General features: G+C 72.0%; 12 protein-coding genes and 3 pseudogenes. 8 read left to right on the top strand and 7 right to left on the bottom strand.

Annotated elements, in window-relative coordinates; all coding sequences use genetic code 11:
- Nucleotides 1–89: 89 nt before the first annotated feature.
- Nucleotides 90–236: pseudogene (locus tag ABZ656_RS49720) on the bottom strand (LuxR C-terminal-related transcriptional regulator); the annotation flags it as partial.
- 224 nt (nt 237–460) lie between these two features.
- Here ABZ656_RS49720 and ABZ656_RS49715 point away from each other — a divergent pair.
- Together ABZ656_RS49715 and tatA are read left to right on the top strand one after the other, a co-directional pair.
- Nucleotides 461–835 carry an ABC transporter permease gene (locus ABZ656_RS49715; RefSeq protein ID WP_101407593.1) on the top strand — a complete coding sequence of 125 codons (375 nt, stop codon included), beginning with the start codon at nt 461–463 and terminating at the stop codon, nt 833–835.
- A 153-nt stretch (nt 836–988) separates the two neighbouring features.
- Nucleotides 989–1,267 (top strand): Sec-independent protein translocase subunit TatA, encoded by a 279-nt coding sequence (gene tatA / locus ABZ656_RS49710; protein WP_101407592.1) that lies wholly within the window; start codon nt 989–991, stop codon nt 1,265–1,267.
- A 63-nt stretch (nt 1,268–1,330) separates the two neighbouring features.
- Here tatA and ABZ656_RS49705 read toward each other — a convergent pair whose 3' ends face one another.
- The 3 genes from ABZ656_RS49705 to ABZ656_RS49695 form a co-directional block, all read right to left on the bottom strand.
- Nucleotides 1,331–2,362, bottom strand: a complete 1,032-nt coding sequence (locus ABZ656_RS49705; RefSeq protein ID WP_101407591.1) for a sporulation protein — start codon at nt 2,360–2,362, stop codon at nt 1,331–1,333.
- A 128-nt stretch (nt 2,363–2,490) separates the two neighbouring features.
- Nucleotides 2,491–3,849: a histidine-type phosphatase gene (locus ABZ656_RS49700; RefSeq protein ID WP_360278120.1), complete on the bottom strand. Its 1,359-nt coding sequence runs from the start codon at nt 3,847–3,849 to the stop codon at nt 2,491–2,493.
- Between the two features lie 138 nt (nt 3,850–3,987).
- Nucleotides 3,988–5,790 carry a phosphatidylglycerol lysyltransferase domain-containing protein gene (locus tag ABZ656_RS49695; protein WP_360278125.1) on the bottom strand — a complete coding sequence of 601 codons (1,803 nt, stop codon included), beginning with the start codon at nt 5,788–5,790 and terminating at the stop codon, nt 3,988–3,990.
- A 647-nt stretch (nt 5,791–6,437) separates the two neighbouring features.
- Between ABZ656_RS49695 and efeU the strand changes: the two genes are divergently transcribed.
- A complete protein-coding gene (gene efeU / locus ABZ656_RS49690; RefSeq protein WP_101407588.1) occupies nt 6,438–8,795 on the top strand; it encodes an iron uptake transporter permease EfeU in 2,358 nt (785 codons plus the stop codon).
- Nucleotides 8,796–8,935: 140 nt separating this feature from the next.
- A complete protein-coding gene (gene efeB / locus ABZ656_RS49685) occupies nt 8,936–10,219 on the top strand; it encodes an iron uptake transporter deferrochelatase/peroxidase subunit (RefSeq protein WP_101407587.1) in 1,284 nt (427 codons plus the stop codon).
- Here the strand turns inward: efeB and ABZ656_RS49680 are convergent.
- Both ABZ656_RS49680 and ABZ656_RS49675 read right to left on the bottom strand, forming a co-directional pair.
- Entirely contained in the window at nt 10,150–10,857 is a 708-nt protein-coding gene (locus tag ABZ656_RS49680) for a hypothetical protein (RefSeq protein WP_101407586.1), read from the bottom strand. The two genes, efeB and ABZ656_RS49680, sit on opposite strands and share 70 nt — an antisense overlap.
- Nucleotides 10,858–11,011: 154 nt before the next feature.
- Nucleotides 11,012–11,578, bottom strand: a complete 567-nt coding sequence (locus ABZ656_RS49675) for a methyltransferase domain-containing protein (RefSeq protein WP_101408446.1) — start codon at nt 11,576–11,578, stop codon at nt 11,012–11,014.
- A 132-nt stretch (nt 11,579–11,710) separates the two neighbouring features.
- Between ABZ656_RS49675 and ABZ656_RS49670 the strand changes: the two genes are divergently transcribed.
- The 4 genes and pseudogenes from ABZ656_RS49670 to ABZ656_RS49655 form a co-directional block, all read left to right on the top strand.
- Nucleotides 11,711–13,168 carry a histidine kinase gene (locus tag ABZ656_RS49670; RefSeq protein ID WP_360278115.1) on the top strand — a complete coding sequence of 486 codons (1,458 nt, stop codon included), beginning with the start codon at nt 11,711–11,713 and terminating at the stop codon, nt 13,166–13,168.
- The gene (locus ABZ656_RS49665) at nt 13,165–13,869 is read left to right on the top strand and encodes a response regulator transcription factor (RefSeq protein ID WP_360278112.1); all 705 of its coding nucleotides are present in this window, start codon (nt 13,165–13,167) and stop codon (nt 13,867–13,869) included. The genes ABZ656_RS49670 and ABZ656_RS49665 overlap by 4 nt, the downstream gene beginning before the upstream one ends.
- Before the next feature lie 228 nt (nt 13,870–14,097).
- Nucleotides 14,098–15,102 carry an alpha/beta hydrolase gene (locus ABZ656_RS49660; RefSeq protein WP_101407583.1) on the top strand — a complete coding sequence of 335 codons (1,005 nt, stop codon included), beginning with the start codon at nt 14,098–14,100 and terminating at the stop codon, nt 15,100–15,102.
- Nucleotides 15,103–15,208: 106 nt separating this feature from the next.
- Nucleotides 15,209–15,538 (top strand): annotated as a pseudogene (locus tag ABZ656_RS49655) (PucR family transcriptional regulator); the annotation flags it as partial.
- A gap of 36 nt (nt 15,539–15,574) precedes the next feature.
- Here ABZ656_RS49655 and ABZ656_RS49650 read toward each other — a convergent pair.
- Nucleotides 15,575–15,618, bottom strand: a pseudogene (locus ABZ656_RS49650) (hypothetical protein); the annotation flags it as partial.

Below are 15,618 nucleotides of genomic sequence, written 5' to 3'. Positions count from 1 at the left end.
CCTCGTACTGGACGTACTTGGGTCTGTGCCTGGTGCGGTGAGAGTGCGTGCATGGCGTCGCGGGGCAGACGGGAATTTGACGACAGGGCCTAGGTGCTGCTCGCCGCGGTGCCTGGCGTGACCAGGCCCGTTTCGTACGCCGTGACGACCGCCTGGACGCGGTCGCGCAGGCCGAGTTCGGCGAGGATGCGGGCCACATGGGTCTTGACCGTCGCCTCGGCCAGGTGGAGGTGGGCGGGGGCGCTCCGGCGGTTCGGCCGCGTCCGACCGCGCAGGGTCCAGGACCCCCACCGGGTCGGGCGCGGAGTGCCCGACCGACGTGTTCATCACCGGGCCATCCTCGCCGCGCGCCGCCCACCGCGGCATCCTCCTTGCCGACCCCGGCGCGACCTTCCCCTGCATCGCTCGCCTACATCGCAGGGATGACCCGGTACGGCCTCATCCGGACGCGGCAGCGGAAATGACTCGGCCGACCGACGCGCCCGGAGCGGCGGCGCACCCAGTGTCCGGGCAGACCCGCGACCTCGGCATCCACAAGGCCCTCGGAATGACGCCGCGGCAGACCGCCGTCATGGTCGTCACCTCGGTTGCCATGACCGGACGTGTCGGCGGCGCCGTCGGAGTGCCGCTCGGCGTCGCCCTGCACGGCTGGATCATGCCGGCCGTGGGGCACGGCGCGGGGCTGAACCTGCCCGAGTCCGTCATCGCCCTCTACCGCACGCCCGAACTGATCCTGCTCGCCCTCGGCGGGCTGCTGATCGCCGTCCTCGGCACGCTGCTGCCCGCGGGCTGGGCCGCCCGGACCCGCAGTGCCTTCGCCCTGCCCACGGAATAGCGGCGGAACAGGAGTGGAACAGGAACGGAAGGGGGAGCCGGGAGCCGTCCGATCCGAGCCCATGGTTGTACTGTTGCGCAAAGCGGCAATCTTCAAGTGGGTGACGGCCAGTGGCGCGCGCCCTCGACCGAAGCGAAGAAAGGCGGGCGCACGATGCTCCGCAACGGACTGGAACCCTGGCACCTGCTGATCGTGGCGATCGTGCTCATCGTGCTGTTCGGCTCGAAGAAGCTGCCGGACACGGCCCGTGCGCTGGGCAAGTCGATGCGCATCCTCAAGAGCGAGACCAAGGCGATGAAGGACGAGAACCCCGCGTCCGCCGCCACCGCCGAACAGGGCACCGCTCCGGTGACCCCCACGGCGATCATCAAGAACTCCGCCGAGCAGACCACCCCGCGCGCGACGACCGAGGCTCCGAGCGCCGCGCACTGAGCCCACGGGGTCCGTGTCCGGGGGCGGCGCACACCGCCTCCGGACACGGACGCGCTTGAGGACTCAGTCCTCTTCGCCGCTTTCCTCGTCGCCCTCGAAGAAGTCGCCCACCTCGTCGGCGAATTCGGCCGCGACCAGCCCGCCGACCACTCCCGCCGCGAGTCCCGCCGCGCCGGCCGCGACCGCCGTACCGACGCCGGGCCCGGAGCGGTGGCCCTCATGGTCCGACTCATGGCCGGACCCATGGGCCGAGTGATGCCCGTACGCGCTTGCGGCGGCATACGGATCGGCGTGGCCGTACGTGGCGTGGGAGCCGTACGACGCCCGGTGTTCGACCAACTGCCTGATCCAGCCGTCGACTTCGCTGTTCCAGTCGCGGGCTTCGACATCGTGATGGCCCACCGTGAAGCGGGTGAGGGTGTCCTGCCCGGACTCGAAGAGCCCGCCGCGCTTGTCGGCCTCCAGGACGATCTCCATGCCGGCCGGGGTGGCGAGGAAGGTCAGCTCGATCTCGTTCACCACGTGCGCGTACTGCGGTGCGGGCGTCAGCTCGATCTCCTGGTAGAAGGGCAACTGCTGCCCCGTGCCCCCGATGTGGCCGTATTCGAGATCGGCGGACTTGAAGCCGAAGCCCAGCTGCCCCAGCGCCTCCAGGACCGCTTCCTGGACCGGCAGCGGACGCACCGCGAGCGGATCCAGGTCACCCTTGTCCCTCGCACCGGCCACCGCGAGCTCGGTGCGCACGCCGAGGACGACGCCCAGTGGCTGCCCGTACAGCTCGCTGACCGGTGTCTCCCACGGCATGGACACCCGGAACGGAACGCTGTACCGCTCCTCTTCGGCGAGGCGGAAACCGCCGCCGACCGTGAACCGCTCGAAGGCGACGGCGCCCTCGCTCTCCCCGTCCTCGTGCTCGGCCTCCACCCGGGCGATCAGCTCGAGCCCGATGTGCTCGATCTCCACGCCCGCGCTGCCACCCTGGAGATGGACCTGCCCGGACAGGATCCCGCCGGGCGCCACCGCGCCGCCGTCGAGAACCGTGTCCACCGAGGGGCCGCCTGCACCCATCGCCCCGAGCAGCCGTTTGAACACCATGTCGGTGTGGCTCCTTCACTGATCGCACTCATCGTTCCGAACCGGCTCGCAGCGAGCCCCGAGCCGGTGTGATCAGAACTGACGGCATCGGTAAAGAAGTTCCCAACTCACCTGGACGGAGGCATCTTTCACGACCTCGTGCGCCCGAAGCAGCGCTCCAGCTCGGCCAGGTCGTAGAACGCGCTGCCCTTCGCCACGGGCGCGCACGCCGCCTTGAACGCGGTCTCCTTCTCGTTGTGGAGCATCCGCACCAGGTAGGTGTCGCCCTTGCGGAACACGTCCCACTGGATGTTCGCGGCCATCGGAGCGACCGAGCCGCCCCGCCAGGGGTTGTCCGCGTAGGTGTACGGCTGAGTCGTCGTCACCGGCTTGGTGCTGTCCGGCAGCCGCATGAGAGCGGCGAGCGGGATGATCTCCTCGGCGTGGGTGAAACGCAGCTCCGCGCCGAGGCCGCTGGTTTTGTCGCGCTTGGCCTCGGCCTTCTTGAAGAAGTCGTCGAGCAGGACGTCCGCCATCTTGTACGTGATGTCGCTGTCCGCGAAACCCGGTCCCTTCTCGTAGAAGTCCTCGGCGTCGCTGAGATAGGCGAACCAGGCGGCGTCGCGCGGGGCGAGGTAGCGCTCCAGGTGCCAGCTGCCCTCGTCGGCCATGGCCGGGGCGATGCCGTACAGGTTGTAGACCGCCTGGGCCGCGTCCACCTCGCTGCCGATGGAAGCGAACTCCCCGGCCGAGATCCGCCGGACGAAGGCCGGGGTGAAGATCCCCTTCAGGATGTCGCGGGCCGCGCGGTGGGTGGCCGGCTGCTCGGTGATGCTCTTGAGGGCGGTGGCCAGCCGCTGGTCGTGGGCGATGTAGTCGCGGTAGGCGGCGCCGCCCGCGGACTTGTGGAAGTAGAGCAGGTCGGGGTCGGTGCGCGCCGGGCCGATGAGGGGACCGAGAGCCGGGTCGGCGTCGGCGAGGGCCGAGGCGAAGAGGGCGCCGCTGTCGACGGCGCGGCCCTGGCCCGAGCTGACCACGTCGATCGGCTCGGAGTCCTTGGCGATCCGTGTGAACAGTCCGGGCAGCCGCTGCGCCATGCGGGCCGCCGTGCCCTGGATCTCCCGCTTTCCCCGGCCGCTGAGGTTGCCGTATCCGACCTTCTCCATCGCCGCCAGCAGCGAGCGCACCTGCGGGCCGAACTCCGCGCCGGCGCGGGTCAGTTCACCTTCGCTCTCGGCCTTTTCCCACAGCTGGAGGATCAGTTCGCCGTCCTCGCCGCTCGTCGCCGCGCGTGAACCGTGCCGGGACACGTTCTCGGTGAACACCGGGACGAACCCCTTCGGTGCCCGCTGGTAGGTACGGACGTCCTGCTGCGGCGCGTACGGCGCCTTCGTCCCGTAACTGCCCGGCGCCCCGCCCGCCGCCTGCGCCGGGAGCGGGGACAGGAGGAGGACGGAGAGCGCGGAGAGGGCGAAGGCCAGGGCGGGGGCGGCCGCGATGCGTTTCATGAGAGCGTCGATTCGTCCGGGGGCGGGCTCGGTGATCGGCCGCATCGTTTCCGGACGACGTGAACGTCGGGTGACTGTGACATGGCGGGCGCCGAGTGCGCGTGCCCCGGCGCCCGTACCTCGAACTGGCCCGAAGAGTTACCTGGTCGACGAGGCGTTGGTCGAAGAACCCCTCTGCTGTCCGGGAACCTGCCCGCTCCCGTGCGGGGGTTGTGAGCGTCCTCCCGGCCTGCGCAGGAGTGGGCGGCGGCCGAGCGCGGGCAGGGCGGGCGGGGTGAGGAAGCCCTCCGCGCGGGCGGCGGCGATCCCGATGCGGGGGAGGTCGCTGCTCTTCTCGAACAGGAGGTAACGGGGTTCCCAGACGGGCCGGTACTTGGCGTTGGCCCGGTAGAGGGACTCGAGTTGCCACCAGCGGGAGAGGAACGTCAGCACCGCGCACCACAGACGCAGCACGGGTCCGGCCCCCAGCCGGGAGCCGCGCTCGAAGACGGAACGGAACATGGCGAAGTTCAGCGAGACCCGCTGCACCCCGATCTCCTCGGCGCGCAGCAGGAGTTCGATGACCATGAACTCCATGAGGCCGTTCTCGGAGGCGCGGTCCCGGCGCATCAGGTCGAGCGACAGCCCCTTGTCGCCCCACGGTACGAAGCTCAGTACGGCCCGTGGTTCGTCCTGGCTGTCGCGGCACTCCAGCATCACGCACCGGTCGTCGCCCGGGTCGCCGAGCCGGCCGAGCGCCATGGAGAACCCACGCTCGGTCTCGCCGTCCCGCCAGTGGTCCGCCTTGTCGATGAGGGTGGCCATGTCGGCCTCGGGGATGTCGCCGTGGCGGCGGATGCCGACGGTGTACCCGGCCCGGCGGATGCGGTTGTGCGCCTGGCGCACTCCGCGCATCGCGCGCCCTTCGAGGGTGAAGTCGGCGAGATCCACGATGGCTTCGTCGCCGAGTTCGAGGGCGTCGAGGCCGTGCCGGGCGTAGATGGTGCCGGCTTCCTCGCCGGCGCCCGTCACAGCAGGCGTCCAGGCGTGCCGTCGCGCCTCGTGCAGCCATGCCTCGATCGCGCCGGGCCAGGCCTCGGGGTCGCCGATCGGGTCGCCGGAGGCCAGGGTCACTCCGCCGACCACCCGGTAGGCGATCGCCGCCTTGCCGCTCGGGGACCACATGACGGCCTTGTCGCGGCGCAGCGCGAAGTAGCCCAGCGAGTCCCGTTCACCGTGCCTGGCGAGAAGGTCGCGCAGACGTCGCTCGTCGTCCTCGCCGAGGAGTTCCCGCCCGCGCGGCGCACGGAAGCAGGCGTAGAGCACGAGCAGGAAGGACGCCGCGATCAGGATGTTGACGATCACGTCCACCCAGCGGGGTGCGACCACCGAGTCGAGGCGGTCGGCGAGCGGGCCGACGCTGACCCCGCGCAGCAGCGTGTATGCGATCCGGTCGCTCAGCGGCGCCCCGGACACCTTGTTGGTGGCGCTCACCAGCAGTGTTCCGAGGGTGCCACTGACCAGGAAGCCACCGGCGCCCACGGCCAGCGCCAGCCGGGGGTTGGAGCGGTCCCCGACGGCCTGGAACTCCCTTCGTCCCACCAGCAGTGCGACGACGAAGAGCCCGGTGAACAGGGTCGAGAACCAGTTGAAGCCGTGCCGTCGGTACTGCTCCTGCGTGAGGGCCAGGACGTACAGCCCGAAGAGCGGTCCCGCCAGCAGCATGTTGAAGATCCACGCGGCCCGTTTGCGGCGCCGCATCACCAGGGCCAGGAACAGCGCCAGCGCGGCCGAGACCAGCCCGGCGGTGGCCAGGTACGGGGTGAAGAACTCACCTCCGTTGTGCTCGTGCACCTCTTCCCGGAACGGCAGGGACGTGACCGCCACCACGTTGAGCAGCGCGAGCAGCCGCAGGTACCAGACCGTGGCCGCGGCCGCCCGTGGTCGCAGCCGGGCGCCGATGGCCGACCGTCCGCTCGGGTCCGGCCGGCGCGACTTCGAGTTCCTCTGTTCCGGGACGAGTACTGGCTGTTGTGCAGACACCGTGGAGCATCACCTTGGGGAGAGGGCGGTGGGGGAGAGCTGCGGGAGCGGGGGCGGGGAACTCTGTGTGTTCCCTGAGAAGGGCAGGGCGGGGAAACCCTACATGCTGTAAGGAAAAGGTGAGTTGTGGTCACGGTGAGGATTGCCGCCGAGGGTCTTAACGAGCGGCGGTCAGTGGTGTTGCGGGGAAAGACTGCCTGGTCCCGGCGGTGTCGCGGGGTAAGGGACTGGTAAGAATCGAAGCACGGACAGAATGTCCGTGGCGGGGGCGCGGCCGCGCCGAGGGGCCGTCGTCGTGCGCCCCGCGAACCGACGCGGACGCCTGGGCTCTTGCCTTCCACTCTCGCGTTACCGCAGCTCAGGGGCGTAATGCCCGCCTCGCGCGGCCCCCGCGCCGACTGCTCGGCCGATCCGCCCCCGATGTGGCCGACCCGGGCCCGGTGTGCGGCCCGCGTCCGCTGTGTCGCGATTTGCACGCTCTCTTGACCGTTAGTTAGGCATGCCTACACTAAGCCCCGCCCTTGGCCGTCCGGCCTGGTATTTGCTGCATCGGAGAGAGGCCCGAGGTGTGGGACGACGCGTTTCCCAGCTTTCTGATCGGTCTGCGTGAGGGGCTGGAAGCGGGACTGATCGTCTCGGTTCTGGTCGCCACGCTCGTACGGTCCGACCAGCGTGCCCGACTGCCCCATGTGTGGACGGGAGTTGCCGCCGCCATCGGGTTGTCGATGAGCTTCGGCGCGGTGCTGACGTTCACGGCGGCGAACCTGCCCGGGAAGTCGCAGGAGGCGTTCGGCGGCACGCTCAGTCTGGTCGCGGTCGTGTTCGTCACCGCCATGGTGTTCTGGATGCGGCGCTCGGCCCGTACGTTCTCCGGCGAGATCAAGCAGAAGGTCACCGCCGCGCTGGGCATGGGCGCGGGCGTACTGATCGCCACGTCGTTCCTCGCCGTCGGCCGCGAGGGCCTGGAGACCGCGCTGTTCCTGTGGACCACCGCGCAGGCCGCGGGCAGTTCCTCGGGTCCGCTGGCCGGAGCGGCGGTCGGGCTGCTGATCGCCGCGGCGCTGTGCTGGGGCCTGTACCGGCGGGTCCTGCACATCAACCTCACGCGGTTCTTCAGCATCACCGGCGCCGTGCTCATCGTCATCGCCGCGGGCGTTCTCGGCTACGGCATGCGCGACCTCCAGGAAGCCACGGTGATCCCGGGCGGCACGTCGTACGCCTTCGATCTGTCGGCGCATCTCGACCCGGCCTCCTGGTACGTCACCGTCGTCCAGGGCACGCTCAACCTCACCCCGCAGATGACCTGGCTCCAGGTCGGCGTCTACGGCGCGTACCTGGCGATCGTGATGACGCTGTTCGTGCGCGGCGTCCGCGGGGCGACCCCGGCGAAGCCGGCGCCGGTGGCGTCCGCCGTCGCGCAGGCCGGGACGTCGGACGGCGCCGCGCCCGCGGGGGTCGCTGTCGCGACGGCCGACGAGCCCGCGGAGTCGACGACCTCGGCGTCCGCGTCCGCCGTCGCGCAGGCAGCCGGGACGCCCGCCGACCCCGGCGCCGGGAGTGCCGTCGCGTCGACCGCCGTCGAGGCCGAGCGGTCCACCGCGCCCGCCTCCGAGGGCGAGCCCGTCTCCGCAGGTGAGGTCGCCTCCGAAGACGAGCCCGCCGCCGCAGGCGAGAAGTCCGCCGAGCCTGCGGCCTCCGGCCCCGACCAGCCGTCCGCTCCCGCCGAGGGCGCCGCGGTCACGCCGTCCACCCCCCGTCGCTTCCCCCGCTGGACGGTCCCCGCCGCTCTCGTCGCCGCGCCCGCGCTCATCGCGGGGATCACCATCGCCGCCAGCAGCGGAAAGCCCGCGTCCGGGGCGCCCGTCGTCGAGGTGTCCGCGGCCGACTGTGGCAAGGGCTTCACCGCGCCCAAGCCGGGTCGGCAGACCTTCCAGGTGCGCAACACCGGCTCCCGTACCTCCGAGATCTATCTGATCGACCCGGTCAGCAACGCCGTCTACGGTGAGGTCGAGGGCATCGCCCCCGGCACCACCCGCGCCCTGATAGCCACCGTCGGGACGGGCTCGTACGCCTGGCGCTGTGTGCCCAACGGCGGCAAGGCCGTCACCTCGGCGGCCGTACGCGTCAGCGCGGGCGGCGGCTCGGTCCAGGCCGTACTGCCGGTCTCCGAGAGGGACCTCGCCGCACCGCTGGCCGCCTACCGTACGTACGTCGACCAGGGTCTGGCCGACCTGCAGACCAAGACGCGCACCCTCCAGAGCGACCTCGACGCCGGCAAGCTCGACCAGGCCCGCAAGGACTGGCTGCCCGCGCACACGCAGTACGCCTCGCTCGGCGCCGCCTACGGAACGTTCGCCGACTTCGACGCCAAGATCAACGGCCGTACGGCCGGACTCGCGGGCGGGGTCGAGGACCCGGCCTTCACCGGCTTCCACCGCATCGAGTACGGCTTGTGGCACGGCCAGTCCGCCGCCACGCTCGCGCCGTACGCCGAGCAACTCGCCGCCGATGTGGACGCCCTGCGCAAGGACTTCCCGAAGCAGGACTTCGACCCGGCCGACCTTCCGCTGCGCACCCACGAGATCCTCGAGAACACCCTGCACCGTGAACTGAGCGGCAACGCCGACTACGGCAGCGGCACCGAACTCGCCACCACCGAGGCCAACCTCGGCGGCACCCGCGAACTGCTCACCCTGCTCCGCCCGCTGATCGACAGGCGCAACGCCGAGGTGATCCCGGCCGTCGACACATGGATGCGGCGCACCGAGCAACTGGTGCTCGCCCAGCGGGCCGAGGACGGCACCTGGACGCCGCTGGACAAGCTGTCCGACACCGACCGGCAGCGCCTCGACGGCTCGGTCGGCCAGTTGCTGGAAGAGCTCGCCCCGATCCCGGCCCTCCTGGAGATCCGCAAGGCCACGTGAGCGGCCGAAAGTCCGCCTGAGCAACCCCAGGGCCGCGTGAGCAGCCCAGCGGCGCCGACCCGAGACCGTCGGCCCACCCGCGCCGAACCACCGCCCCCGCAGTACCGGGACCATGTGCCCACAGGAGAGGACCTCCCCCGATGACGACCCCGAGCCAGGACGACCAGGCCGCGCCGGGCGGCTGCCCCTTCGGCCGCCGTACGTTCACCAAGACCGCCCTCGGCGTCGGCGTGGCCGGAGCCGCCCTGGCGGGCGCCGGGCTCGTCGGGGCCCAGGTGGCCGCGGGCAGCACTCCCGCCGCGGCGGCCGACTCGGGCAGCGGCAAGGTGGCCTTCCACGGCGCCCACCAGGCAGGCATCACCACCCCCGCGCCCACGGCCGCCGTCTTCGTCTCCTTCGACGTCATCGCCGAGGACCGGGCCGAACTGGCCGCCCTGCTGCGCACGATCACCGAACGAGCCCGCTTCCTGACCACCGGTGGCACCCCGGTCGACCTCGGCGTGGGCGCACCGCCCTCCGACAGCGGTCTGCTGGGACCGGACCTGCCCGCGGACGACCTCACCGTCACCGTGGGCGTCGGCGCCTCGCTCTTCGACGACCGCTACGGCCTCGCCGACCGCATGCCGCGCCACCTCAAGCCGATGCGCACCTTCCCCAACGACAACCTCGACGCCGCCGAGTGCCACGGCGACCTGTCGCTGCAGCTGTGCGCCGCCCACTCCGACACGGTGCTGCACGCCCTGCGCGACATCACCCGGCACACGCGCGGCGCGATGCAGATCAAATGGCGCATCGACGGCTTCCAGAACCCGTCCCGTCCGACCGGCGCGCAGCGCAACTTCCTCGGGTTCAAGGACGGCATCGCCAATCCCGACACGACCTCGTCCCGCGAGATGGACAAGCTGGTCTGGGTCACCGCGGCCGACGGGGAACCGTCCTGGGCGGTCGGCGGCAGCTACCAGGTCATCCGGATCATCCGCATGCTGGTCGAGTTCTGGGACCGGGTCTCGCTCACCGAGCAGGAGAAGATGATCGGCCGCCGCCGTGACACCGGCGCACCGCTGGACGGCGCCCAGGAGACCGACCTCCCGCGCTACGCCAAGGACCCCAAGGGCGAGGCGATCCCGCTGGACGCACACATCCGGCTGGCCAACCCCCGTACGGCGAAGAGCGACACCACCCGGATCCTGCGCCGCGGCTACAACTACGACCGGGGCGTCGACAAGGCGGGCAACCTCGACATGGGCCTGGCCTTCTGCTCCTACCAGCAGGACGTGGTCCGTCAGTTCGAGGCGACCCAGACGCGTCTGATCGACGAGCCGCTCGTCGACTACATAAGCCCCACCGGGGGCGGCTACTTCTTCGCGCTGCCCGGGGTGAAGGACAAGTCCGACTGGCTGGGCCGCTCCCTCGTCGAGGGCTGAAGCCCAGGGTGAAGAGGGGGTTGGGCCGGCGCCGGCAGCGGGGCCGGACCCGAGGCGGTCCCATCCAGTGTGCCGAGCAGAAACGGCATCACTCCCCGTTCCAGCAGGGCCAGTTGCCACTCCTCATGGGCACGCCTCACCTCGGGATCGCGGTCCTCCGGGGTGGGGCGGTCGCGCGTCGCCAGCGACCAGAGAAGGTCACCCAGCGCCGCCCCCGCAGTCACCGCGGCCAGGATCACCACCACCATGATCAGCCCGTCGTTCAGATGCGGGCGTACGTCGAGGGCGTGCAGGTCGAACCCGCTCAGGACGTACACACCCGCGGCGACGACGCCAAGACTCGGCACGAGCAGTGCCGAGACGGACACGGTGCCGTCGCCCACACGTACGGAGACCTTTGAGGGGCCGTCATGCCGTCGGGACGCCCGCAGCCGGAGGTACCGGTCGTACTCGACCGCGGCGGTCCGGGAGAGCGAGGGGCACGCCTGAAGGGCTTCGGCGCGCAGACGCTCGCGCGTGTCCGCCACCCCGACGCGTTCCACGGCTGCCATGATCTCGGGGGAGTGGAGAGCCCGGTCCAGGATCCGCTCGAAGGTGCCGTCACTCGGCGCCGCCGGACCGTCGTCACGTTCCTTCATTTGGGGGTCCCCCGAGACGTAAGAGGCTCACGATGAGGCAAACCCTACAGTATGTAGGGTTTCCGCTCGCCAACCGCTTAGGTGTCGGGTGTCCGTCGCGTCGCGGGATCTTCGCAGGCGCCCCGGGACGGGATACGTCGTCCTGTGCCGAGCGTCACGGCCTCCTGGTGGCCCGGTGCACGAAGGCGGGCGGGAGGTTCGGCCACACCACCGGCGAGCGCTCCAACCGGTCGAAGCGGCACGCCAGTTCGGCGGTGAAGTGACGGGCGGGCGGAGTCCAGGCCGCATGCAGATACGCGAAGGTGGTGAACCGGCCGCCGGGCGCAAGGACTTCGCTCACTGCGTCCAGGATGTGCCCGCGCCGCTCCCGCGACATGACCGTCCACGGCAGCCCGGAGACCACCGCGTCGACCGGTCCGCTCACCGCGGCGGCCAGCTCGGCGGCCGAACCCCGCACCACGGTCAGCCGTTCGTCGCGCCGTGCGGCCGACAGCCGTGCCGCGAGCACCGGATTGAGCTCGACCGCGACGAGCCGCGCGTCGGGCGCGAGCCGGGCGAGGATCGCGTCGGTGAACACCCCGGTCCCCGGACCCAGTTCGGCAACAAGCCGGGCCCGCTCCAGACCGATGCCCTCGGTCATCGCGTGGGCCAGCCGACGTGAACTGGCCGTCACGGCACCGGTCATGAGGGGCCGTCTGAGGAACTCGCTGGTGATCGACATGGCGGCCATGCTGGAAGCGCGCCGGGTGGCCGCACGTCGTATCCCCGGCCGGTGAGCGTACGACCGCGGGAGGACCCCGTGACACCCCGCAGGACGATGCGGCGGAGCGGGCCCCGGTCATAGCGTGAGGCGGTGCAGCGGCTGATCGAGACCCTGGCCCGTCGGCGGCGCGGCCGCCCGTGGCTGACGGACGTCCTGCTGGTCGTGCTGGTGGCCGTGCCCCCGGTCATCCGCCCGGAGCCGGGCTGGCGGCCGGTCTGGGTGCAGGCGGGCGTGTACGTCGCCCTGGTGCTGCCCCTGCTGTGGCGCCGCCGGCGGCCGGTGCTCGTCGCGGCCCTGGTGACGGCGGCGTTCTGGGCGCAGTACCTCGGACAGGTGTGGGGACAGGAACCGGGGCGCGGCGCCGTCGCCCTGGCCGCGGTCCTGGCCACCCTCACCGTGCGCGGGCTGCGCCGCGCCGCCGCGCTGACGGTGGTCTGTGCCGCCGTCTGCGTACTGCTGTGGATTCCCGCGTGGCAGCGGGAGTACGTGGGTCCGGGCGCCCGCGGAGCCTGGCTCACCCCGCTCGCCGTGGGGCTGCTGCTGGCCGGGGCCTGGGTGTTCGGCGAGTACGTCCGTGCCCGGCGCGCCTACCTCGCCGAGTTCGAGCGGCGGGCCGTACTCGTCGAGTCGGAGCGCCTCGCCCTGGCCCGGGTCGCCGTCGCCGAGGAACGGGCGCGCATCGCCCGCGAGATCCACGACGTCCTCGCGCACAGCGTGAGCGTGATGGTGGTGAACGCCGAGGGCGGCAGGCTGATGCGGCATGTCGACCCCGCCGTCGTCGACCGCACCCTCGGAGTCATCAGCGCGACCGGCCGCGAGGCCCTGGGCGAACTGCGCCGGCTGTTGGAGGTGCTGCGTACGCCCGACGCGGACCCCTCGGCCGGCCCCGACTCCGACTCCGACCCTGGCTCCGGCCCCGACTCCGACTCCGACTCCGACCCTGGCTCTGGCCCCGACTCCGACTCCGACCCCGGCTCTGGCCCCGACTCCGACCCCGACTCCGACTCCGACTCCGACCCCGGCTCTGGCCCCGGCTCCGGCCCCGGCTCCGGCCCCGAAGCGGCTCCCGAGCCTCTCTCGGCCGATCTGCGCCGGCTGATCGGACGTCTCAACACCAGCGGCACGCGCGCACGGCTGGACCTGCGCGGTGAGCGGGGCGGCCTCCCGGCGGACCTCACCGCGCAGACGTACCGCATCGTGCAGGAAGCGATCACCAACATCGTCAAGCACGCGCCGCCGGACGCCTCGATCCACGTACGGGTCGACACGGGCACTCCGGGGCCCGGGCGGCTGGTCCGCGTCCGGGTGGAGAACTCAGCCGGGGCCGGGGCCGGGGCCGGGGCCGGATCCGCAGGAGGAGCCGGAGCCGTGACCGCCGCCGAGCTCCCCGCCCCGCTGCCCTCGTCCGGTCGCGGTCTCACCGGCATGCGCGAACGCACCGCCCTGTACGGCGGGAGTGTCGACACCGGGCCCACACCCGACGGCGGCTACCGGGTCGCCGCCACCCTGCGCGTCGCCGGGCCCGAGCCCACCGGGGTGACCCCATGACCGGTCCGTCCCCCCCCCCGGCCCCAACCCCGTCCCCGTCCCGCGTGCTGATCTGCGACGACCAGGAGCTGATCCGGATGGGGCTGCGCATGGTCGTGGACAGCCAGCCGGACCTCACCGTGGTGGGCGAGGCCGCCGACGGCGGCGCGGCGATCGCGGGCGTCGCCGCCCTGGAGCCGGACCTCGTCCTGATGGACGTACGCATGCCTGGTCTGGACGGACTCGCCGCCACCGAGCACCTCTGCGCGCAGCCCCATGGGCCCCGGATCCTCGTCGTCACCACCTTCGACCTCGACGAGTACGCCTACGCGGCCCTGCGGGCCGGCGCGAACGGCTTCCTCGTCAAGGACGCCCCGGCCGAGGAGATCCTGGTGACCGTGCGGGCGGTGCTGCGGGGCGAGGTCATGGTGGCGCCCTCGCTCACCCGGCGCCTGGTCGAACGCTTCGTCCTGCACGCACCCGCGTCCGCGTCCACGCCCGCCCAGCGCAGCCGCCTCGCCGCCCTCACCGAGCGGGAACGGGAAGTCCTCGCCCTGGTCGCCCGGGGACTGCCCAACGGCGAGATCGCGGGCCGCCTCTTCGTCGGGGAGACGACCGTCAAGACCCACCTCGGCCGCATCCTGACCAAGCTCGGCCTCCGCGACCGTATCCACGCGGTGATCTTCGCCTACGAGAGCGGGCTGGTACAGGCCGGGGACTGAACGGAGACGGGAGCTGAACGGAGACGGGAGCTGAACGGAGACGGGAGCTGAGCGACGACGGGGACCGGGCGGCGAGGGAAATCGAGCGGCGACGGGGACCGGGCGGCGACGGGCATCCCGCCGTTCGGCGGGACTTCTCCGCCGTCCGGCGCTGCCGTGGGACCGCGGGGGCGAGGCACGATGACATCCAGTGGTCACAGGGACGTGGCCCGGACGCAGGGAGAGCCGATGACCACCAATGCTTCCGCCGAGGCGCAGGGCTCCCGGGTCGGGCCGCCCCCGCCGTTCGACCCGGAGCTCGCCGCCGCCCTCGAAATCATCCGCGAACAGCTGCCGTCCTCGTTCAGCATCGAGATGATCCCGGCGCTGCGCGAGGGCATGGCACTGTCCGAAGGGGCGGACCTGGACCTGACCCGGGGCGGCGCCTTCGTGGTGGAGGAGCGCACGGTGCCCGGGCCGCAGGGCGCACCGGACATCTCCCTGCTCATCTGCCGACCGACCCGGGCCGCCGCGGCCGTGCCCGTCGTCTACAACGTGCACGGCGGCGGCATGGTGATCGGCGACAACCGCACCGGCGTCGGGGAAATGCTCGACTGGGCCGAGGAGCTGGGCACGGCCGTGGTGTCGGTGGAGTACCGCCTCGCGCCCGAACACCCGCATCCGGCCCTCGTCGAGGACTGCTACGCAGGACTGAAGTGGACGGCCGAACATGCCAGGGAACTGGGGTTCGACCCCGAGCGGATCATCGTCGCGGGCGCGAGCGCCGGGGGCGGTCTGACCGCGGCGGTCGCCCTGCTCGCCCGGGACCGCGGCGCACCGGCGCTCCTGGGACAGGTGCTGCTGTGCCCGATGCTCGACGACCGCAACGACACCCCCTCCAGCCATCAGATGGCCGGTCTCGGCGTGTGGGACCGCGCGGCGAACCACATGGGGTGGACGGCCCTGCTCGGGGACGCCCGCGGCGGCCCGGATGTCTCTCCCTACGCCGCCCCGGCCCGCGCCGACGACCTCTCCGGACTGCCCCCGGCCTTCATCGACGTCGGCTCGGCCGAGACCTTCCGGGACGAGGCCGTCGCCTATGCGAGCCGGCTGTGGCAGGCGGGCGGCCGGGCCGAACTCCACGTGTGGCCGGGTGGCTTCCACGGATACGACCTGATGGCGCCGCAGGCCGCCCTGTCCCAGGACACCAAGGCCGCACGTCTGCGCTGGCTGCGCCGGCTCCTGGAGAACTGAACCCGCCGCGGACGTCCTTGCCGGTGACGGCTTGGCACCGGGCGCCGGAAGACGGAGCATGAGGGACGACGCTTTCCGGTGGGTCCGTGCGAGGTGAGTGAGTTCGGTGAAGGAGCTGGCGGGCAGGCTCGCGGCACTCGACCCCGACGCGGGTGCCGCACTCCAGGTGATCTCCTACTTCGACCGGCTGATCGAGGGCCGGGCGGGTCTGGAAGCCCTGGTGCGCGGGGCGGCCGTGCTGTCCGGCTGCCCGGCCCGGCTCGTCGACGAGGAGCGCGGGGTCCGCGTCCGGGTCGAGGCCGACGGGACGCGCCGGGACGACGGCGGCCCCATCGACCCGGCCTGGCCCTCGGCCCCATTGACGCCGGACGGACCGCCTGCCGTCTGGCTGGAGCGCACGGGAGTCTCCGACGGGGTCCACGCGATGGTCCTCGAGCATCCGGGTCCGGGGCGGAAGCACCTCGTCGAAGCTGTCGTAGTGCTGGGCCCAGAAGGCCGTCGACCAGGCGTCGTTGA

This window comes from Streptomyces sp. NPDC007095 (assembly GCF_040634475.1).
Classification (GTDB): Bacteria; Actinomycetota; Actinomycetes; order Streptomycetales; family Streptomycetaceae; genus Streptomyces.
This window is presented reverse-complemented; position numbering and strand designations above follow the sequence as displayed.